Source organism: Planococcus maritimus (genome assembly GCF_001687625.2).
Lineage (GTDB): Bacteria > Bacillota > Bacilli > Bacillales_A > Planococcaceae > Planococcus > Planococcus maritimus.
On the sequence record NZ_CP016538.2, the window covers coordinates 2,891,389 to 2,911,238 of the forward strand.

Consider the following 19,850-nt stretch of genomic DNA (forward strand, 5'->3'; position numbering starts at 1 on the left):
AGAAAATCGTTTTTTCCGGTGTGGCTGAAATGACTATTCACATTAAATCTCTAGTTCCCAATGCTTCGCTTCTTCGTCTTTCATCTGCTGCTCGGTTTCTTCAGGGTACGCTGTACGGAACTTATGTGAATCCTGTGGAATGATTTCCACCATCTTATCGATCATGTCCTGCGGATCGAATTGGTCTTCTAAGCCTTTCTCCATTTCCTTCATGTCTTCTGGGCGCGTGAAATGTATTTTTTCGTCAAACCATTTCCATTTCGCTTCTGCGCTGCGGTCGTTGAAACCGGTAGCGAATGCGCCCGGATTGATCGTCGCCACTTGCACGCCGAACTCCGCCATTTCCTTGCGCAATGTTTTCGCAATCGCTTCGATCGCATGCTTCGTCGCCGTATACGGACCGACATAAGGCGTCGACATGATACCTGCCATGGAAGATAGGAAAATAATCTTTCCTTGGCCTTTTTCGACGAATTGACGCGCTGCGATTTGCGCCGTTTCAAGCGTCTGGAAGACATTCACTTCAAACAATTCACGGAAGTTCGCCATCGGCACTTCACCGAGCGCGCCGCCTTCATTGACAGCAGCATTCGCCACGAAGATATCAAAATCATATTCAAGCATCTGTGCCAAATCCTGCGGGTTTTTAATGTCCATCTTAAACGTCGTCAGTTCAACTCCAGCGGATGCTGCCGCTTCCCGGAGTGATGTTACCTGCGGGGCCGTTTCGACTGGTGCGATTACTTTATGCCCTTTTGCCGCGAGGCCGAGTGCCGTGCCTTTCCCGAGTCCACTTCCTGCACCTGTAATAAAAATCGTTTTGTTCATGTTTTCTCCTCCTGTTTCTGTAAGCTGCTATCATTTGTCTTCCCCCTAGCAAACAGAATAAACAGGTTTAATTGAGCCACCATTCTCTCCGTTCCATTTCCTCCGCAAAATCAGCGTATTCAGCGAGAGTGTCTTCCAATACTTTTTCACTGCGGGCAAGCATGCGCTCTCTCGCTTTTTTACGTTTAAAACGGCGTCCATATGCCGCTTGTAATTCATCATAGGAGGCTTTCAGTTCCCGAAAACTCGAAGCAATAATATCATCTTCGTTCGATAGTAAAGACGCCAACATCCCAATTTTTCTATATAGCTCTTCCACGGTATAACGTTCACGGTCTTTGTAAAGTAATCCCGCCACAATCGAGGCCGGCAGTTCTTCATCTACGCCTCTGGCCAAATCCGTCAGTAATTCGATCATGATGCGGCGGTTGCTCGCGAGCGATAGAACATAAAAAACATGAGGAATCTGATCAATTGGTGTCTCTTCGATATATTCATCGATTTGCCTGATCAAGTCTTCCGTTTTCAAATGGTCGATGAGAATGCCTAATCGGTAAGTTTCGTACATGATGTATCTCCTCAAATTCTCACCGCCATTTCCTTAAGTATCTTTTTATTTTGACAGATTATTCTGTCAAAAACAATTCTTCACTTGCTCATGCGCATAAAAAATCCTGCTCACCCTTTATATTAGGAGAACAGGATCAAGATTTCACATAAGCATTCATCAAGTCGCCAACCCGTAGCTGCCCATACGGCGTTTTACTTGAATAAAAGAAGCCGCCTCAGCGAGTTCCGCTTCGTTCAATGGCTGGTCATCGAGCATCACTGTATATTCGTTCAAGAAATTCATATTTTGAAGATCGATATTAATCGTACGCTCATTGCGGTCCAGTAAGCTGTCCATTGAGATCTCAAAGAAATCGGCAAGACGTTCCAAATGCACCACCGAGACTTGTTTTTTCCCGCTTTCGTATGCCCATACCGTACTTTTCGCAAACCCTAGGTGATCTGCAAGCTGTTCCGCGGACAAGCCTCTCGCTTCTCTTAAATCTTTTATATTTTTGCTTAGCTGTTTCATAGCTGATTCCTGCTTTCTTTAATAAATTTCTAATTATTTTAAATATACTGCAATTAAAGTGAATGGGCAATCATTTTTTGGATAATATTTTAAAATAGAATGAATATTTAGTGAACAGTATGTATTTTATATAATAATTGGAAACAGAGCAGGTCATAACACATATAAAAATTAAAAAAATCCTATTCTTTTATAATTAACCCTAACTTTTGGGCAAACAGCAAGGCTTGATCTGTAGATACTTTGCACCCCGATAATAATTCAGTGCTTAATTGCAGTTCCTCGAATCGGCTGGTACTGAAATCTACTCCTTTTAGAGAAGTTCCTGTGAAGTTGGCTTCGTCTAATTCGCAATCAAGAAATTGTGTGTTGTTTAAATCCACTTCATAGAAATCGCCTTGCCGCAGGACACTTCGTTCGAAGCTTACGTCATTTATATGCGAAAATCCGAACACCGCATAATCGATTCGGCATTCTTGGAAGTGCGTAAAGCGGATGCTTGCTTCTGTAAAGTCCGTGCCAAGCAATCGGCAATTTTCGAATTTGACTCGGTGAAAGACTGCACGGCTCATATCGGCATTTGATAAATCGCAATTGACGAACACCACATCCGCAAACTCACTGCGTTCCCATTCGCCGTCCAAAAAACGGACGTTTTCAAACAATACACGATCAAAATGGATTTTTTCTGCCTCTATTTCTTCGGAAACAATCCGGCAGTCATGGACATATCCATCATCTAATGCTTCAATAAAAGAAATTGTTTCTAATTCCTGGGGGAGCATTGGTTCGTTCTTCTTGTTCTTTTTCATCATAATTCCTCCTGCCTGTGTTTGTTCTTCCTACATCTTAACGACAATCCAGTTTCTTGTCCCATCCGCCGTGCGAGTTGCATCAAGCCAAATCCACTGTAAAGGAGATGCTGCATGGAAAATGTCAAAAGTACGTTGAAAGAAGTCGCATCTGCCATTCTTCCGGTCACGCTTGTCGTCGTCTTGCTTCAAGTGCTGATCATCCGCTTGCCAATCGAAGCCTTGCTGCAGTTTTTGATTGGTGTTGCCTTTGTCGGCACAGGCTTTTTCCTGTTTCTGCTCGGTGTCAATGCCGGGCTTTTGCCGATTGGTGAGTTGATCGGCAAAAAGCTGCCACTAACCCGCAAGCCTTGGCTGATTATCGCAACAGGCCTGGTGCTCGGACTCGCCGTGACCATTGCCGAACCGGATGTCCGGGTATTGGCCAATCAAATCGAAGAAGTTTCGGGAGGAGATATTTCAAGAAACATCCTTATCTTGTCTGTCTCAATCGGCTTGGCGATTTTCGTCGGCTTGTCCATGGTTCGAACGCTGTTCAGCATACCGATCCACTATATGCTGATTGGCGGGTATACCGTAGTCTTTCTATTTTCCTTCTTTGTTCCGGATGCATTCATTCCGATTTCGTTTGATGCGGGAGGCGTGACGACCGGCCCAATGGCAGTGCCATTTATCTTAGCGCTGGGTATCGGCGTCGCATCTGTCCTGCGCTCCGACAAGCCAAGCAGTGGTGAAGGCTTCGGCTTGATCGGGCTTGCCTCGATCGGCCCGATTCTCGCTGTCATGCTGCTGGGGGTGTTGTACCGGTGAATGTGCATATTTTTCACGGTTTCGGGGAAATTCTAGTTGAAGTCAGCTTAGCTCTCCTTCCGCTCGTCCTCTTCTTTAGCGTCTTTCAATTATTCATGCTTAAATTGCCGAAAGAACGCGTACTACAAACTGGGCTCGGATTTATTTTGACATTTTTCGGACTAGCCTTTTTCTTGCAAGGGGTCCATATCGGCTTTATGCCTTTTGGGGAATTGATGGGGGCGGCTTTGGGCGATTGGGAGTATCGCTGGGGCATCATCCCAATCGGCTTTATACTCGGCTTTGTGGCGACATTCGCCGAACCGGCTGTCCGCATCATGAACGAGGAAGTCGACCGTGAAACCGGCGGGTATATCTCCTCGAAAATCATGCTTTATACCTTATCGACGGGCGTCGGCTTATCCATCGCTTTGTCGATGCTGCGCATTTTGACAGGCTGGTCTATCTGGTATTTTCTCTTGCCGGGGTATGCACTCGCCTTGATCTTGATTTTCTTCTCCACCCGCACATTTATTGCCATTGCCTTCGACTCAGGCGGTGTCGCTACTGGGCCGATGACGGTCACATTTATCGTCTCTGTGGCAGTCGGGATTGCTTCTGTCACAGAAGGACGAGATCCCCTTGTCGATGGCTTCGGCATGATTGCGCTTGTCGCATTGACACCGATTATCGCGGTACTGGTTGTCGGCTTACTCTTTAACCGAAAGGCGGGAAATCCTAACCATGAACCTAAATCATAGACTGATGATTGCCATCGTAAAGCGCGGCGCTTCCAGAGACGTTATTGCGGCCGCAAAAGAAGCCGGTGCTGATGGGGCGACAGTGCTTTACGGGGAAGGCATTGGAAGAAATGAAAAACCTACATTCCTCGGGTTGCCTGCGACGCATGAAAAAGACGTTATCTTTATCGCTGTTGATGGCGGAATCGAATTGGCCGTTGCCGAAGCGATCAGCCATGCCGGAAAATTGGGGAAATCCGGTTACGGCCTCGGTTTTTCCGTGCACTTGAGCCAATTGCTTGGAGTCCCCCATCTCGATGACCGCGAAGATGACCGAAAACAAAAGCGAGGAGTGGAACTGATGCCAGAACCGAAAGATTTCCAACTAATCGTCACCATTGTCAACTCCGGGGATTCCGGACAAGTCGTCAAGGCGGCCGCAAAAGCTGGCGCTGAAGGTGGTACCATCCTAGAAGGACGAGGCACTGGAGTCAACGAACAGAAAAAATTCATGAACTTTACGATTGATCCGGAAAAAGATGTCGTTCTGACATTGGTGCCGGCTGCCTTTGCAGAAAAAGTCGTTGCGAGCATCGAGCAGGCAGTTGACCTTGATGCTCCTGGAAAAGGCATCGCTTTCCTGATAGATGTAGAAAATGTATTTGGCGTCAATCACTCTTCTTTAAACCAATCCTAAAAATAGCCCTAAGCCATATATGCCGCTAAAAACTAGACGGTATTCAAATCGGGGCTGTCCCATAAGCCCCTAAAATAAAACAGACGGAGAAAAAGAATTTCTTTTTCTCCGTCTGTTTTTCATTTTTTCTTTTTAACCCGGCTGATGGGAATGGAGACGGCGACTCCAGCGGGGACAGCGCTTGACTTAATTCACATTAAACGCTGGACTGAGCGGAGCGAGGGAAGCGGCTAAGGCCGTGCCCGCGGAAAGCGTCCGTCGAAATGGACATCAGCCTTTTCTTTAGAAGACGAAAAGGCTTATCGAAAAGCGCTAATATTCTATTTAATCTCACTCTGTATATATCCCCCTCCCTCCTCCCTCTTGGAATAGACAAATCTTGCTGAATATGAAAAACTAGAATGGAATCGACTAACAGAAAGCAGGGCTGGAAATGAGCGTTACCTTGAAAGAAAAAGGGAGATGGGACCCTTTGAAAGTTTTTTTGAAAGTATCAACAGCCTTTGTTCTCTCCCGGTTTTACCGAAATGCAAAAGGACCAAAAATCGCTTTGGTGGGCGGAAACCTCGGAGAGAAATATGAAGACAATGCTTCTGTTTTCCATAAATACTTGGTGAATAACCACACGGAGCAAGTCACAGCATATTGGATGTATGACCCGTCGACCGATTATGCAAAAAACGGGCAGATTCCAAACGCCGTGCCACTCGGCAGCTTCCGGAATTACTTGCTGTTTTTCCGCGCTGATTACACATTCCATGGGCATTCCTTGCTCTATGATATTGTGCCCTCAGCCGATAAATTTTTGAATTTAAACCGCCGGACAATCATTACGCATGTTAGCCACGGGATCGAAGGCTTCAAGAAAATCCTCATTCAAAAAGAGGATGTACCGCTCCTCAAGCGGACAGATTATTTCAACTGTGCCTCACAGTATGAATACGAGCTAAAACGCGATAAATGGAATATTCCTGAAGAAAAACTTGTCATTACCGGGTTCCCCCGTTTTGACCGTTATTTGCCAAACCAGCCGCCAAAAGAAATGAAACGCATCCTTATGATGATGACTTGGCGTGAATGGCTGTTCGATCTGTCAAAGGAAGAATTTCTCGAAAGCAATTACTTCCGCAGCACAATCGGCTTATTGGAACACAAAGGGATTCGCGAACTTCTGAAGTCCAACGGCATCCAACTTCAAATCGCGCTTCACCCATTCATGAAACGCTTTGAAGAACATTTCTTTCCACTTGCCGACCAGGCTTACGGCATTGAATTTTTGGATTTCAACCATGCCTCCATTGAGCGCTCGATTGAAGAAAACGACATGCTTTTGACAGACATCACAAGCGTTTCTTGGGACTTCCTGTATTTAAACAAACCGATTATTTTCTTCATGTTCGACCAACAGGAATACACGGAAAGACGGGGTTCGTACCTCGACCTTGATAAGGACCTGTACGGCTATAAATCATCGACAATAGAAGATGTCTACCAAACGCTTTCCTATATGCTTGAACACAATATCACGCATAACGAGTGGTATGGAAAAGCTGATGAGTTTATCGATTATTTTGACCAGGACAATTGCAAACGCCTGGCACAACGCGTCATGGGCGTTTGAATGTTTCACGTGGAACTCTTGTGAGACAGAAAAACCGGCAAGTCTGAATGCACTTCAGGCTTGCCGGTTTTATTTGGTTCAACTAATAAATTGCTTGAATAATTCCTTATGCCGATACATCGTTCAATTGCAGTTCCACAGGACAATGATCCGAACCATACACATCTGTATGAATCGACGCACTTCTCATGTTGCCGGCGAGACGGCGTGAGGCGATGAAATAATCGATGCGCCAGCCAACATTCTTCTCGCGGCAATTAGAGCGGTAAGACCACCATGAATAATGACCACCCTCTTCTGGATGGAAATGGCGGAATGTGTCCACGAAACCGCTGTCGAGAAAGCGATCAATCTTCCCTCGCTCTTCCGGCGTGAAACCGGAATTCTTTTTATTGGCTTTCGGGTTTTTCAAATCGATTTCCTGATGCGCCACATTCAAATCCCCGCATAAAACAACCGGTTTTTTCATGTCCAATTGTTGAATATGTGAAAGCAATTGATCTTCCCATAGCAGGCGGTACGCAAGGCGCAGCAGTCCATGCTGGGAATTCGGCGTGTAGCTATTGACCAAGTAAAAATCAGCAAACTCCAGTGTGATGAGCCTGCCTTCTGAATCGTGTTCTTTGAGGCCGACTCCATACTGCACACTCAATGGACGCTGCTTGGTGAAAACGGCTGTTCCTGAATAACCTTTTTTCTCGGCATAATTCCAATATGTATGATAACCCGGAAGTTCCAAGTCAATTTGGCCTTCCTGCAATTTGATCTCCTGGACGCACAGTATATCAGCATCCACCTTTTCAAAGAAATCCATAAATCCTTTTTTCACCACGGCCCGCAAGCCATTTACATTCCACGACACCAACTTCATCCCATTCACTCACTTTCTCTCCTCAGTTTAGCTGAATAAAGACCGTGCCTCAAACAGCATGCTTCGTGTTATGCTTTTTATTCATTGTAAAATTTCAGCAAATATTCAGTCAAAAACACCTTTTTTTGGAGACTGTCTTGTACAATAGACTTAATAAAAAGGAGGCTTTCGGCTATGGCGAAGTTTACGAAACCGGAAAAAAGCTGGGCATTTTATGATTGGGGCAGCTCCGCCTATTCCATTATTATTACGACCGCAGTCTTCCCGCTGTTCTATAAAGCAGCCGCAACAGATGCCGGTGTGGAACTTGCGGATTCAACCGCCTATTTAAGTTACACGATCGCTATATTCACATTCATCCTGGCGATGCTCGGCCCGCTTCTCGGCACGATCGCCGATTACGAAGGGATGAAAAAGAAATTTTTCACCGTGTTCTTTTTGCTCGGCACCATTTCGACAGCAATGCTCGCGTTTGTTCCGGAAGGCCAGTGGCTTTGGCTCCTAATCTGCTACGTCTTCGCTGCCCTTGGAGCGACAGGGGCGAACCTCTTCTATGACGCCTTTATTGTCGACATCACAACTGAAAAGCGCATGAACCGCGTTTCCGCATTTGGTTATGGGCTTGGCTATATCGGTTCGACCATTCCCTTTGCACTCGCCATCCTGATCATTTTGCTTGCTCAAAACGAAGTATTGCCACTGTCTGTCACCAATGCCAGCCGGCTTGCGTTTTTGATCACTGCGGCTTGGTGGATTGTGTTCTCCATTCCGCTGTTCCGTCATGTAAAACAAAAGCATTTTATCAAACGCGAAGCGAGTCCCGTTGTTCAAAGCTTCCGCCGGCTCAATAAAACCATCCGGGAAATCCGCCAATATCGCGCCTTGTTTCTATTCTTGATTGCTTATTTTTTCTATATTGATGGGGTTGGCACAATCATTTCATTGTCCACAGCTTACGGAACAGACCTTGGATTGAGTGCCACCAGCTTATTGATTGTGTTGTTCGCGACACAAGTCGTGGCGGCTCCTTTTGCAATTCTTTACGGCAAGCTGTCGGATCGATTTACTGGCAAAAAAATGCTTTATGTCGGCATTTGCGTCTATATTATTGTTTGTGTTTATGCAGTCTTCATCGAAACCATCGTAGATTTTTGGATTCTGGCGATGTTGGTCGCTACTAGCCAAGGCGGTATTCAAGCTTTGAGCCGCTCTTATTTCGGCAAGCTGGTGCCCAAGCAAAATGCCAATGAGTTTTTTGGTTTTTACAATATTTTTGGCAAGTTCGCCGCGATTACGGGACCTTTACTTGTTGGGGTCACTTCCCAACTCACTGGCAACTCCAGTTTAGGCGTTTTGAGTTTGGTCGTACTCTTTATCATCGGTCTGGTCGTCCTGATTTTTGTACCAGAACCTGCGCCGCATGACCCTGTCGATGAAATTGCAGTTGAATAACCTTGCCATACGAAAGGCCTCCCGCCTAAGCAGCGGGAGGCCTTTTCAGGCTGTCGAGAAAGGTAAAAAGTCGCATTTTCCGAAGCTTATCGCTCGCTTTCCGTGAGCTCGCGCCCAAGCCTCCTCAGTCGCTTTGCGCCTTGCGGGGTCTCGGTCATCTCGCTGATCCACAGGAGTCGAGCGAACGCTTTTCCAAATACTAAGACATTTCGTCAATTTGTTCATTGTGGAATAGTGTCACATTCTTTTTATTAATAGATGATTATAGACTTCTTCAACACTCTGGAAAGGCCTCCCGCGTGATGCGGGAGGCCTTTTATCAGTCATTAGTTATTCTTTTTAGCGTCTGTTGGCTCGACCTTGATCTCGCCATCTGAATTTTTGCCGAGCGATGATTCGCCAAATTCTACGACGTCAACGCCGCCTGCATCTTTTTCAGCTTTTTTGATTTCTTTTTCTACTTTCTTTTCAGCCTTTTCGTGCTCTTTCTCGGCCTTTTCTTCTTTTTTCTCTTCTTTTTCTTCAGCTTTTTCCTGTTGCTTTACTTCTTTTTCAATCGCTTTTTCTTGCTTTTTCACTTCTTTTTCTTCTTTTTTCTCTTCACGCTTCGTTTTCAATTCGTCAGCTTTCACTTTCGCCTGCTCGATTGACGTGTTTACTTTTTCACTGGAATCTGCAGTTTTTGTTTTGACTTGCTCCTGCAATTCCTTGCCGCTTTTAGGCGCGAGCAAAAGACCTGCTGCTGCACCGATTAAAGCACCTGTAACCGCGCCTGCGACGAAGCTTCCGCCACCGCCTGATTCAGAATCGTTTTCCGGTGCCATCGGTGTTGGAGATTGGATTTTCCCTTGACGTACGAGACGTTCTTCGACTTCTTCAACAATTTCAAATAACGTGCGCCCTCTTGCTTCAACTAATGAGACGCTCATGTGGAAATCCGTCAAATCTTCCTGGTCACGGACGACCACTACGTCATAATCTGTCGCATCTGTTTTCTTTTCAAGCATTTCTGCGTTGTACCCTTTTTGTACTAACGCGTCACGTACGGATGTAAATGGATGTTCGACTGCAATTTTTACCATTCTGTGTCCACTCCTTTTTTTGAAAACTCTATGTTAAGTTGTTTTCCCCTAATTGTTCGCTCTAAACGTATCGTTTGTGAACCCCTCCATTTTTTTCAAATTTTCACGCTTTCATTGACTGCTGAATAGGCTATTCATAGAACTGGTTTTGGTTCCAACTTATTAGTCGCCTCCCGGCTTGGGGTTGGCCTTTCACCATAAGCCAAAAAGGACATTTGTCTTATGGTTTCGGCTCACCCTTTTGCGCCGGGCGGCTTTGGGATTTCATTGAAACTTGTGTGGATATCTGGCTGAACTTTTACCATTCATCTGGTGAGGGGGAATCGCTTCCTGCTTTTTGATTGAAAGTGTTGCCTGTGATTTTCGGTTTTGGCTTCAACTTATTAGTCGCCGCCCGACTCAGGGTTGGTCTTTCACCATAAGCCAATGAATTGGCGAAAGGAAGTTGAGCCGATTCATTTGCGATGCATTTGCTTGCAAATGTAGGAGCAAAGGGTTCGACCTGATGCTTGAATAAAACTTTTATCTTATTGCGCCGGGCGGCTTCGTGATTTCATTGGAAATTGGGTGTGTAGATGGTTGGGTGTTTCATTATTCATCCGCCGATGGGGGAATCGCTTCCTGCTTTTTCATAGAAGGTGTCGCCTTTGGTTGTTGGTTTTGTGTCAGCTAACTAGTCGCTGTCTGGCTTCGGAAAGGATGGCGGATATGTTCAAGTGGAAGTGATAAATATCCGTTCAGGCATCCGATATTGATTTTTTCTTTCTCCCTATTTTTCTCCGCCCAAACAAAAACTCCCGTCCAACTTTTTCAGATGGACGGGGTCTTTAAATTTATACAGTTACTGCTGCTCGTTCTGTAGCTTTGATGCGCGAACCTGATTCCGCGTCGAAGAAATGGACGTGCGTCATGTCGAAGGCGAGTGTCGCTTGATGCCCTGCTTCGATCGAAGTGGCGGCATCGACACGGGCGATGAAGTCTTGGTCTTCATAGACTGCATGGAGAATGGTCTCCGCACCCGTCAGCTCAGATACGGTGATGGTTGCCTCGAATTCGCTTGCTGGGATTTTAGATAGGTCTTCGTTGTTAACATGGATATGTTCCGGGCGGATGCCGAGAGTGATTGGCTTGTTGTCGTAGCCTTCTGCTTTCAGTACATCCAATAGTTTAGAAGGAATCGTCATCTTTTTAGTGCCGACAGCAAAAGAGTCATCGACCAGCTGTCCTTCAAAGAAGTTCATCGCTGGCGAACCGATAAATCCTCCAACAAAGCGGTTTTCCGGGAAATCATACACTTCTTTTGGCGTGCCGACTTGCTGGATCACGCCATCTTTCAATATCACGATGCGGGTAGCCATCGTCATGGCTTCCGTTTGGTCGTGCGTTACATAAATCGTGGTCGTTTTCAGGCGGTTATGCAATTTGGAAATTTCGGCGCGCATTTGCACTCGCAATTTCGCATCCAAATTCGACAAGGGTTCGTCCATCAAAAATACTTTGGCATCGCGGACAATCGCGCGTCCAAGTGCCACACGCTGGCGCTGTCCGCCTGAGAGCGCTTTCGGTTTTCTGTTCAGGTATTCTTCCAAGCCAAGAATTGCAGCTGCCTCGTCGACACGTTTTTTGATTTCCGATTTTTTGAACTTTCTCAGTTTCAAACCGAACGCCATATTTTCATAGACCGTCATATGCGGATACAAAGCATAGTTTTGGAACACCATGGCGATGTCGCGCTCTTTCGGCTCTACATCGTTCATGCGTTTTCCATCAATGAAGAATTCACCTTCTGAGATTTCTTCTAATCCTGCAATCATGCGCAAGGTTGTCGATTTCCCACACCCCGAAGGACCGACAAACACGATGAACTCTTCATCTTTTATATGTAAATTGAAATCACTGACTGCCAGTGCCCCTTTATCGTAACGTTTGCCTAATTGCTCGATTTTAATTTCAGCCATTCCCATTCTCCTCTTAAGCGTTTTCTTTCATTATAGAGAATTTGCAGTAAATTACAAATACATTTGTGCAAACGTTTGCGTAATTTCGGGTCATACACAGCAAATCCAGTACTGCCATAGGGTTATCCGCTTTTTATTTTTTTTACAATCACCTTAATTTTATCATTTCCAACAGCATATAAGACTGTCCACAAGAGCGCGCCAGGTTGATTTCGATTTCGATCATACAAAAAGCCCCCGAAAAAAATTCGGGGGCTTGCTGTCTGACATGAGATTAGACCGTTGCTGGTTTTTTCTCTTTTTTGATTTGCTTGCTGCGAAGTTGTCCGCAGGCAGCGTCGATATCTGCACCTTGTTCGTGGCGAACGCCGCAGTTAATGCCTTTTTTCTTCAATGCATCATAGAATGCACTGATGGCTTCAGGCGTGCTTTGCTGATATTGGTCGTGCTCATCAACCGAGTTATAAGGAATCAAGTTGACGTAAGACAAATGGCGCTTGTTTTCAAGCAATTTCGCCAGCTTGTTCGCTTCTTCAACATGGTCGTTGACGTCGCGCAGCATAATATATTCAAAAGTGATGCGGCGATTCGATTTTTCCAAGTAGTAATCGATAGACTCCATCAATTTTTCAACTGGGTACGCTTTGTTGATCTTCATAATGCGTGAACGCAATTCATTCGTCGGGGCGTGAATAGAAATCGCCAAGTTGACTTGCAAGCCTTCATCCGCATAATCGTAAATTTTCGGTACGATACCGCTTGTTGAAACCGTGATGTGGCGCGCTCCGATTGCCAACCCTTTTTGTGAGTTTACAACGTGGAGGAAATCCATCAAGTTCGTGTAGTTATCGAATGGTTCGCCGATACCCATAACAACGATGTGGCTGACGCGCTCTTCTTTTTGCTCTGCGTCGAAATGTGCTTGTACTTGCATGATCTGTTCAACGATTTCGCCTGCGTTCAAGTCACGGCTCTTCTTCAAGAGACCACTAGCGCAGAAACTGCAGCCAATGTTACATCCGACTTGTGTCGTTACACAGACCGAGTTGCCGTATTTAAAGCGCATGAGAACCGTTTCGATCAAGTTGCCGTCCTGCAAACGGAAAAGGAATTTGATCGTGCCATCAGACGATTCTTGCTTGACTGCCTGGTCTAATGTACGGATCGCAAAATTGTTTTCCAAAAGCTCGATGCAATCCTTCGATAAGTTCTTCATCTCCGAGAATTCAGTGACACGTTTAATATAAAGCCAATCCCACACTTGTTCTGCGCGGTATTTCTTCTGGCCATTTTCTACAAACCAATCTTTTAATTGTTCTATCGTCAATCCATAGATGGAATTTTTCATATTAGGACCCTCATTTCAGAATTTCACAATTGCTTATTATAATACTAAAAATCCAGTCTGGCAACAACTATTTTCGACTAATCGCTCAAACAATGCTCTATTGCTGCATATTTCCACCTGTAGAAGGGTACAGAATCAGTACAGAAAAAAGGAGGAGAATCATCATGGCAGCAATTACGCATGTGGGGCTCGCGGTCCCCGATTTAGATAAAGCGATTAAATGGTACCGAAAAGTTTTTGATTTTCATATTTTGGCGGGCCCCTTCGACTTTGATGCAGAAACAGAAGGCCCCGAATCGATGACAAATGATTTACAGGGGCCGGAGATTCGCAAAATGCGCAATGTCCATCTCATGTCCTCCGACGGCTTTGGCATCGAGCTATTCGAATTTCAAGACCCTTCTTTTTCTGAAGCGCCGCCGCGGCATGCAGGATTTTTCCATATTGCCCTAGTAGTAGATGATATCGTCGAAACGATTGAACGCATCGTCCAGCACGGCGGCCTTCAGCGGAGCAAAATGTGGAACATCAATAAAGGCAAACCGCATTATCTCGTCTACACCGAGGACCCATTCGGCAATATTATCGAATTGTATTCCCGCAATACTTCAGAAATGTATGGCAATCGTTGAACAAAAAGAACCGGACAGCCACGTGGCTTCAAGGTTTAAAAGTGTTGAAGGAGACTGTTGATCATCTATGAGTTAAGATGGGAATTTTTTAACTTTAAACAATCAATGGGCTATTTAAGTATTTGAAGAAGCGTTCGCTCGACTCCAGTGGATCAGCGAGACGACCGAGACCCCGCAAGGCGCAAAGCGACTGAGGAGGCTTGGGCGCGAGCCCACGGAAAGCGAGCGATAAGCTTCGGAAAATACGGGTTACCTGAATTTCTCGACAGCACAAAAACCGGACAGCCCACGTGGCTGTCCGGTTTTGTTTTAGACCAATTGCTCTTTTTTCAAAAGCATTGTGCCGTTTTTAGCTAATGATTCGTGCCAAGAGAAAGCTTTCTCTAAGACATGCGGCGTTTGGCCTCCGCGTGTCAATGCTTCTTCGTAATACTCGCGCATTTGCGGACGATAATCCGGATGCACGCAGTTTTCGATGATGACTTCCACGCGCTGACGAGGCGCTAGCCCGCGAAGGTCGGCATAGCCTTGCTCGGTGACCACTACATCGACATCATGCTCAGTATGGTCGACATGCGCTGCGAATGGCACGACGCTTGAGATTTTGCCGTCTTTTGCGGTAGATTTCGTCACGAAGATAGCAAGACGCGCATTGCGGGCAAAATCGCCCGATCCGCCGATGCCATTCATCATTTTCGTGCCGGAAACGTGTGTAGAGTTGACGTTTCCGTACATATCAAATTCCAATGCCGTGTTGATCGCGATCAAGCCGAGTCGACGAACGACTTCCGGATGATTCGAGATTTCTTGTGGACGCATAATAATTTTGTCGCGATACTGGTCAAATTCACTGAAAACCTGCTCCATCTTCGGCTCGGACAAGGTAATCGAGCAGCAAGAAGCAAAATCGACTTTGCCCGCATCCATCAAATCAAATACCGCGTCTTGCAAGACTTCCGAATAGACTTCCAAGTGCTCAAACTCTGAATCGATCATGCCGTGCAGCACTGCGTTGGCCACCGTACCGATCCCTGATTGAAGCGGAGCCAATTTTTCCGTCAACCGTCCAGCTTCAATTTCGCTGCGGAAAAAATTCAATAGATGATCAGCGATGATTTTGGTGTCTAGGTCCGGTGCCATAATGGTCGAAGGAGAATCGTCCTGATGGTTAAAGACGATGCCGCGTACACGTTCCATATCCACTGGAATGCCTTTTGTCCCGATGCGCTGGTCAACTGAAGTCAACGGGATTGGGTCACGCTCACCTTGTGTGCCGGCATCATAAATATCATGAATGCCCTCAAATGTTTCAGGCTGCGCTGTATTGATTTCCACAATGATATTTTTGGCGTGTTTCACGAATATGGAAGAGTTTCCGACAGAGGTCGTTGGAATGATCATCCCGTCTTCTGTAATGGAAAGAGCCTCGACGATCGCGAAATCGATCGGTTCAATGGCGCCCGTCCGAATCCATTCGGCCGTGTGGGATAAATGATGGTCCAAAAAGTACATATCCCCTGCGTTAATCGCTTTACGCATCGCCGGGTCTGCTTGGAAAGGCAAACGCTTGTTAACGATTCCCGCTTCCGCAAACAATCGGTCGACATCAGAGCCAAGAGAAGCTCCAGTAAAGACGTTAACTTTGAAGTTTTCAGTTTTCGCACGTTCCACTAGTGCGTATGAGACCGCTTTTACATCGCCCGCTCTTGTAAATCCGCTAAGCCCCAGTGTCATGCCATCTTGAATCCACGCAGCCGCTTCTTGCGCTGTGACTACACGATCCTGCAATTCCGTCGCTTTGATCCGCTCGAGGTTCTTTTCCATTCCATCCACTCTCTCTTTCTATCTATTTTTATCTAATTATCAGTTATTTTTTGAAGCGTTTTCATAATACTAAACAGTTTTGCGGTGCTTCTATAGGTTGAAAATAGGATACAGAGCACCCAATTTACTTGTGTGACCACTATTAATGATAACGCGCAGCGGAGCGAAGCAGGAAATATTGGGATGAAAAAGTAAATACCTTGGGTCAAATAGAAAAACGGCTACCCGAGGCAGCATTTTCATGCGTCCTCAGAAGCCGAGTAGTTTGCGGAAATAACTAGAATACGATTGGCTGACAGGCAGGCGTTCCCCGTTGTCCATCTCTAGCACGAATGTCGAATGGGTATCAGGATAAATTTCTTCAATATGATGGACATTAACGATAAACGACCGGTGGCAGCGAATAAATGAATCTCTCGGCAGCAAATATTCGAATTCCTGCAGGGAGTTTTTATTGGTGCCGGAAAAATCGGCAGCATGGACATGCGTCTTGCGGTCTTTTACTTCCAGATACCGCACGTCAGTAAACGAAATGGGCCTCCAACCATCGGGGCTTTTCACGGTCACGACCGATTTGCCTTCTGTGTAGGCCGGGTAAATCGCCATCACGCAGCCTGCAAGCTCTCCGTCTTCTTCAAATGGCACTGCCATGCCATGATAGGGCACGCCAAACACTTCCCGGTTGATAAATTCGGATGCCTTGTGGCCAGTTGTCAGCGCTTTGTGAGCGATGGTGCCTTCACGCACTTTATCTCCTGGCTTAATTTTTAAATCGATGCGTTTGCTTGGGCGATAATAGGTGTATTCATCCATATTCGATACCGCTATCGAGATTTCATCTGAGAATAGTTCCCCCATCACATCCAATAGCGGGCCGGGTGTTATTTTTTCCATCGCGCATGGGCCTCCAGTAGGGTTCAAATGATATTAGTATACCTGACTTCCAAACAACAGAAAAGACAAGCAGGTGCTTCTGTCTTTTCTTCACGTCCATTACTGCGCTTTTTTAATCATCGTGCCTTCGCGTGTGTACAGTTCATGCCAAGACAACGCTTCTCCTAGAACATGCGGCGTATGGCCGCCTTGAGCCATCGCTCGGTTGAAATAATCTTGCAGTTGCGGGCGGTAATCCGGATGAACGCAATTCGCAATGATCCGTTCTGCCCGCTCGCGAGGCGCCAGATTACGGATATCGGCAAATCCGTACTCCGTGACCAATACGTCCACATCGTGCTCTGTGTGGTCAATATGGGAAGCGAAGGGCACGACACAGGAGATCCGGCCGTTTTTGGCAGTGGATTTAGTGACGAAAATAGCCAGCTGTGCATTGCGCCCGAAATCTCCCGACCCGCCAATGCCGTTCATCATCTTGGTTCCAGCCACGTGTGTGGAATTGACATTGCCGTACATATCAAATTCCAATGCGGTGTTGATGGAAAGGAGTCCGAGGCGCCGGATGATTTCGGGGTGATTGGAAATTTCCTGCGGCCGCAGCACCAACCGGTCTCGGTATTGGCTGAAATTACGATAGATTCTTTCCATATAATCTGCGGATAAAGTAATCGCTGAAGCTGAAGCAAATGATGCCTTGCCCGAATCGAGCAAGTCGAATACGGCATCCTGCAGCACTTCCGAATACAGCTCAAGTCCTTCGAATTCCGAATCGATCAGACCGTGCAATACCGCATTTGCGACAGAGCCGACACCGGATTGAATAGGCGGCAATTTTTCGCTCAATCGTCCGGCCTGCACTTCGCCACGCAAAAAATCGAGCAAATGGTCAGCCATGATATTCGTATCGGCATCGGGTGGTTCGATCGGCGAAGGTGAATCCGGCTGATCGTTCCAGACGATGCCTTTGACTTTCGCTGGATCGATTGGGATGCCTTTTGTGCCGATGCGGTCTCTCGGCGAAACGAGCGGAATCGGCTGGCGCACTCCAAGCGCTTGCGGTTCGTAGCAATCGTGTATTCCTTCGAGTTCCATCGGCTGTGCCGTATTGATTTCGATAATGAGCTTATCCGCATGATGGGCGAATACCATCGAGTTGCCGACAGAAGTCGTCGGGATCAGCAAGCCCTCCTCGGTAATGCCGAGCGCTTCAATGACGGCGAAATCCAAAGGCCCCGTCACGCCTCCGCGCACCCATTCGGCCGTCTGGGATAAATGGTGGTCCACAAACTGCACCTCCCCAGAATTAATCGAAGCGCGCATCAAAGAATCGGATTGATAAGGCACACGTTTCCGAACGATGCCTGACTGTGCAAAACGGCCGTCGATTCCGCACCCCAGCGAAGCACCACTATAGACATCGATTCGAAACGGCGCTTTCTCTCCGCGTTCCACCAGAGCATTCGGCACTGCCTTGGCGTCTCCTGCGCGCGTGAAGCCACTGAGGCCAATCGCCATGCCATCCGTTATCCAAGAAGCTGCTTGTTGCGCGCTGACAATCCGCTCGCGTAAAGCCGGTAGTTGGATTCTTTCCAGTCGTTGATCCATACGCATCCCCTTCCCCGTAGTCGATCTTAGATATTACCTTATACCCGAGAATCGCGATGGCTCAACCCGTTTCATTTTGCGCGACTGCCCCTCTTGGATTTGCACTTAAAATAAAATCCACATCCAACTTGCAAAGTCATTGACAAGCATTGGAAGTATACATAATATGGGGAAGTCAATATAACTGTCCTGCGTATGTATATATAAGAAAGAAGGCACACCCATGTCCAAAGACCAACGCAAAAAAATCCTGATTTTAATGATCAATATGTTCATCGCCATCGCCAGTTTCGGCATCATCATTCCGATTCTGCCATCGTATCTTGTCTCCATCGATCAAGGCGGCATGGCGGCCGGTTTGATGATCGCCATCTTCGCCGCTGCCCAATTCCTGTTCTCGCCGATCGCCGGTAAATGGGCCGACCAATACGGGCGACGCATCATGATCATCTGGGGTCTGGCAGGGCTGACCTTATCGATGTTCATTTTCTATGCTTCCGACTTTATTTGGGTGCTGTACTTCTCACGCGTCGTCGGAGGCATTGGCGCGGCGATGCTCGTACCAGCCATTTTCGCTTATATCGCTGATATCACAACATTCGATCAACGCGCCAAAGGCACAAGCCTGGTATCAGCTGCGATGTCACTCGGCATCGTCATTGGCCCGGGGATTGGTGGATTTCTTGCCGACTTCAGCCTGAAGCTGCCGTTTCTCGTGTCAGCGCTCGTGTCGCTCGCAGCCGTTCTCTTCTCTGTCTTTGTCTTAAAAGACAGCGACGCCGAAAAAGCGGATCCGAATCTCGCTTTAACGATGACCCAGTCCGAATCGATGTTTAAGAAAATCGCCCGCTCCACTTCAGTGCCATATTTTTTGCCGCTAGTCATCACGCTGGTCATGAGTTTTGGCTTGCTCGCATATGAGTCTGTCCTCGGGCTTTATCTCGACAACCAATTCAACTCCACCGCAAAAGACATTGCCTTTATGATTACCGCTACCGGAACGGTGAGTGTCATCGTTCAATTGTTTGTCGTCGATCGCATCGTTTCGCGCTTCGGGGAAATCGGTGTCTTAATCACCTTCCTTGGCGTTGCCGCGGGCGGCTTTCTGGCCTCGTTATTTGCCAGCAGCTACGTCATGTTCTTCGGAGTATCGCTGATCATCTTCCTGGCGACCTCTATTCTGCGCCCTGTATTGAATACATTGATTTCAAAACTTGCAGAAGGCGAAGTCGGCTTTGCAATGGGCATGAATAACGCCTATATGAGTATTGGAAATGTTATGGGGCCACTTCTCGCAGGGATTTTATTCGATATCAATATCATTTTTCCGTTTATCCTCGGCTTGATACTATTATTGGCTACACTTACCATTACGGTGGGGTGGCAGCGTTCAAGATCTGCCAAACGCATACGTACAATCGAACAACAATAAGCACCCCAAATCTGAGTCATTTACAGATTTTGTATCAGTTTTATACTCCCTTATAGACAGTGCCGCCCATAAAGCGCACTGTCTTTTTCCATGTTAAGGATTTATCGCGGCGCTATGCACTAAATAGCCCGTTTCTTTCTTTAAGGATTTGTTTTTTCTTGCTCTTTTCTGCTGACAATAAAGC

General features: G+C 46.6%; 18 protein-coding genes. 7 read left to right on the forward strand and 11 right to left on the reverse strand.

Features of this window, described 5'->3' with window-relative positions; translation table 11 throughout:
• Positions 1–42: 42 nt before the first annotated feature.
• From BBI11_RS14320 to BBI11_RS14335, 4 genes are all read right to left on the reverse strand, one after another.
• Positions 43–828 (reverse strand): SDR family oxidoreductase, encoded by a 786-nt coding sequence (locus BBI11_RS14320; protein WP_068464908.1) that lies wholly within the window; start codon positions 826–828, stop codon positions 43–45.
• Between the two features lie 67 nt (positions 829–895).
• Positions 896–1,396 carry a hypothetical protein gene (locus BBI11_RS14325; RefSeq protein ID WP_068464911.1) on the reverse strand — a complete coding sequence of 167 codons (501 nt, stop codon included), beginning with the start codon at positions 1,394–1,396 and terminating at the stop codon, positions 896–898.
• A gap of 159 nt (positions 1,397–1,555) precedes the next feature.
• On the reverse strand, positions 1,556–1,909 hold the full coding sequence (locus BBI11_RS14330; protein WP_068464914.1) for a helix-turn-helix domain-containing protein: 354 nt from the start codon (positions 1,907–1,909) through the stop codon (positions 1,556–1,558).
• A gap of 182 nt (positions 1,910–2,091) precedes the next feature.
• Complete coding sequence (locus BBI11_RS14335; protein ID WP_068464917.1) at positions 2,092–2,724, reverse strand: pentapeptide repeat-containing protein; 633 nt, start codon at positions 2,722–2,724, stop codon at positions 2,092–2,094.
• Between the two features lie 111 nt (positions 2,725–2,835).
• On the opposite strand from BBI11_RS14335, the gene BBI11_RS14340 reads away from it, so the two are divergent.
• From BBI11_RS14340 to BBI11_RS14355, 4 genes are all read left to right on the forward strand, one after another.
• Positions 2,836–3,531 (forward strand): DUF1538 domain-containing protein, encoded by a 696-nt coding sequence (locus BBI11_RS14340; RefSeq protein WP_068464920.1) that lies wholly within the window; start codon positions 2,836–2,838, stop codon positions 3,529–3,531.
• Complete coding sequence (locus tag BBI11_RS14345; protein WP_068464923.1) at positions 3,528–4,271, forward strand: DUF1538 domain-containing protein; 744 nt, start codon at positions 3,528–3,530, stop codon at positions 4,269–4,271. The genes BBI11_RS14340 and BBI11_RS14345 overlap by 4 nt, the downstream gene beginning before the upstream one ends.
• A gap of 4 nt (positions 4,272–4,275) precedes the next feature.
• Entirely contained in the window at positions 4,276–4,947 is a 672-nt protein-coding gene (locus BBI11_RS14350) for a P-II family nitrogen regulator (protein ID WP_237150284.1), read from the forward strand.
• A gap of 472 nt (positions 4,948–5,419) precedes the next feature.
• Positions 5,420–6,568 (forward strand): CDP-glycerol glycerophosphotransferase family protein, encoded by a 1,149-nt coding sequence (locus BBI11_RS14355; protein ID WP_237150285.1) that lies wholly within the window; start codon positions 5,420–5,422, stop codon positions 6,566–6,568.
• 106 nt (positions 6,569–6,674) lie between these two features.
• On the opposite strand, the gene BBI11_RS14360 is transcribed toward BBI11_RS14355, so the two are convergent.
• Entirely contained in the window at positions 6,675–7,439 is a 765-nt protein-coding gene (locus BBI11_RS14360; RefSeq protein WP_068465823.1) for an exodeoxyribonuclease III, read from the reverse strand.
• A gap of 174 nt (positions 7,440–7,613) precedes the next feature.
• Between BBI11_RS14360 and BBI11_RS14365 the strand changes: the two genes are divergently transcribed.
• Positions 7,614–8,891, forward strand: coding sequence for an MFS transporter (locus BBI11_RS14365; RefSeq protein WP_068464933.1), 1,278 nt, complete (start codon positions 7,614–7,616; stop codon positions 8,889–8,891).
• Between the two features lie 326 nt (positions 8,892–9,217).
• Here the strand turns inward: BBI11_RS14365 and BBI11_RS14370 are convergent, their stop codons facing one another.
• The 3 genes from BBI11_RS14370 to rlmN all read right to left on the reverse strand — a co-directional run bounded on the left by BBI11_RS14370 (position 9,218) and on the right by rlmN (position 13,279).
• The gene (locus BBI11_RS14370) at positions 9,218–9,973 is read right to left on the reverse strand and encodes a YkuS family protein (protein ID WP_068464936.1); all 756 of its coding nucleotides are present in this window, start codon (positions 9,971–9,973) and stop codon (positions 9,218–9,220) included.
• Positions 9,974–10,806: 833 nt separating this feature from the next.
• Entirely contained in the window at positions 10,807–11,931 is a 1,125-nt protein-coding gene (locus BBI11_RS14375; protein ID WP_068464939.1) for an ABC transporter ATP-binding protein, read from the reverse strand.
• Between the two features lie 274 nt (positions 11,932–12,205).
• A complete protein-coding gene (rlmN, locus tag BBI11_RS14380; protein ID WP_068464943.1) occupies positions 12,206–13,279 on the reverse strand; it encodes a dual-specificity RNA methyltransferase RlmN in 1,074 nt (357 codons plus the stop codon).
• Between the two features lie 164 nt (positions 13,280–13,443).
• On the opposite strand from rlmN, the gene BBI11_RS14385 reads away from it, so the two are divergent.
• A complete protein-coding gene (locus BBI11_RS14385) occupies positions 13,444–13,911 on the forward strand; it encodes a VOC family protein (protein WP_068464946.1) in 468 nt (155 codons plus the stop codon).
• Positions 13,912–14,220: 309 nt separating this feature from the next.
• Here BBI11_RS14385 and BBI11_RS14390 read toward each other — a convergent pair whose 3' ends face one another.
• From BBI11_RS14390 to BBI11_RS14400, 3 genes are all read right to left on the reverse strand, one after another.
• The gene (locus BBI11_RS14390; protein ID WP_068464949.1) at positions 14,221–15,735 is read right to left on the reverse strand and encodes a succinyl-CoA:acetate CoA-transferase ScpC; all 1,515 of its coding nucleotides are present in this window, start codon (positions 15,733–15,735) and stop codon (positions 14,221–14,223) included.
• A gap of 249 nt (positions 15,736–15,984) precedes the next feature.
• Positions 15,985–16,629 (reverse strand): LytTR family DNA-binding domain-containing protein, encoded by a 645-nt coding sequence (locus BBI11_RS14395; protein WP_068464951.1) that lies wholly within the window; start codon positions 16,627–16,629, stop codon positions 15,985–15,987.
• A gap of 99 nt (positions 16,630–16,728) precedes the next feature.
• Complete coding sequence (locus BBI11_RS14400) at positions 16,729–18,234, reverse strand: succinyl-CoA:acetate CoA-transferase ScpC (RefSeq protein WP_068464954.1); 1,506 nt, start codon at positions 18,232–18,234, stop codon at positions 16,729–16,731.
• Positions 18,235–18,457: 223 nt separating this feature from the next.
• On the opposite strand from BBI11_RS14400, the gene BBI11_RS14405 reads away from it, so the two are divergent.
• The gene (locus tag BBI11_RS14405) at positions 18,458–19,666 is read left to right on the forward strand and encodes an MFS transporter (protein ID WP_068464956.1); all 1,209 of its coding nucleotides are present in this window, start codon (positions 18,458–18,460) and stop codon (positions 19,664–19,666) included.
• The last annotated feature ends 184 nt before the right edge of the window (positions 19,667–19,850 follow it).

Coding starts and splice junctions, on each gene's coding strand:
- BBI11_RS14330 (WP_068464914.1), bottom strand. CDS start 1,909: ATGAAACAGCTAAGCAAAAATATAAAAGATTTAAGAGAAGCGAGAGGC.
- BBI11_RS14405 (WP_068464956.1), top strand. CDS start 18,458: ATGTCCAAAGACCAACGCAAAAAAATCCTGATTTTAATGATCAATATG.
- BBI11_RS14335 (WP_068464917.1), bottom strand. CDS start 2,724: ATGATGAAAAAGAACAAGAAGAACGAACCAATGCTCCCCCAGGAATTA.
- BBI11_RS14360 (WP_068465823.1), bottom strand. CDS start 7,439: ATGAAGTTGGTGTCGTGGAATGTAAATGGCTTGCGGGCCGTGGTGAAA.
- BBI11_RS14375 (WP_068464939.1), bottom strand. CDS start 11,931: ATGGCTGAAATTAAAATCGAGCAATTAGGCAAACGTTACGATAAAGGG.
- BBI11_RS14350 (WP_237150284.1), top strand. CDS start 4,276: ATGATTGCCATCGTAAAGCGCGGCGCTTCCAGAGACGTTATTGCGGCC.
- BBI11_RS14400 (WP_068464954.1), bottom strand. CDS start 18,234: ATGGATCAACGACTGGAAAGAATCCAACTACCGGCTTTACGCGAGCGG.
- BBI11_RS14340 (WP_068464920.1), top strand. CDS start 2,836: ATGGAAAATGTCAAAAGTACGTTGAAAGAAGTCGCATCTGCCATTCTT.
- BBI11_RS14390 (WP_068464949.1), bottom strand. CDS start 15,735: ATGGAAAAGAACCTCGAGCGGATCAAAGCGACGGAATTGCAGGATCGT.
- BBI11_RS14320 (WP_068464908.1), bottom strand. CDS start 828: ATGAACAAAACGATTTTTATTACAGGTGCAGGAAGTGGACTCGGGAAA.
- BBI11_RS14325 (WP_068464911.1), bottom strand. CDS start 1,396: ATGTACGAAACTTACCGATTAGGCATTCTCATCGACCATTTGAAAACG.
- BBI11_RS14365 (WP_068464933.1), top strand. CDS start 7,614: ATGGCGAAGTTTACGAAACCGGAAAAAAGCTGGGCATTTTATGATTGG.
- BBI11_RS14395 (WP_068464951.1), bottom strand. CDS start 16,629: ATGGAAAAAATAACACCCGGCCCGCTATTGGATGTGATGGGGGAACTA.
- BBI11_RS14370 (WP_068464936.1), bottom strand. CDS start 9,973: ATGGTAAAAATTGCAGTCGAACATCCATTTACATCCGTACGTGACGCG.
- BBI11_RS14385 (WP_068464946.1), top strand. CDS start 13,444: ATGGCAGCAATTACGCATGTGGGGCTCGCGGTCCCCGATTTAGATAAA.
- rlmN (WP_068464943.1), bottom strand. CDS start 13,279: ATGAAAAATTCCATCTATGGATTGACGATAGAACAATTAAAAGATTGG.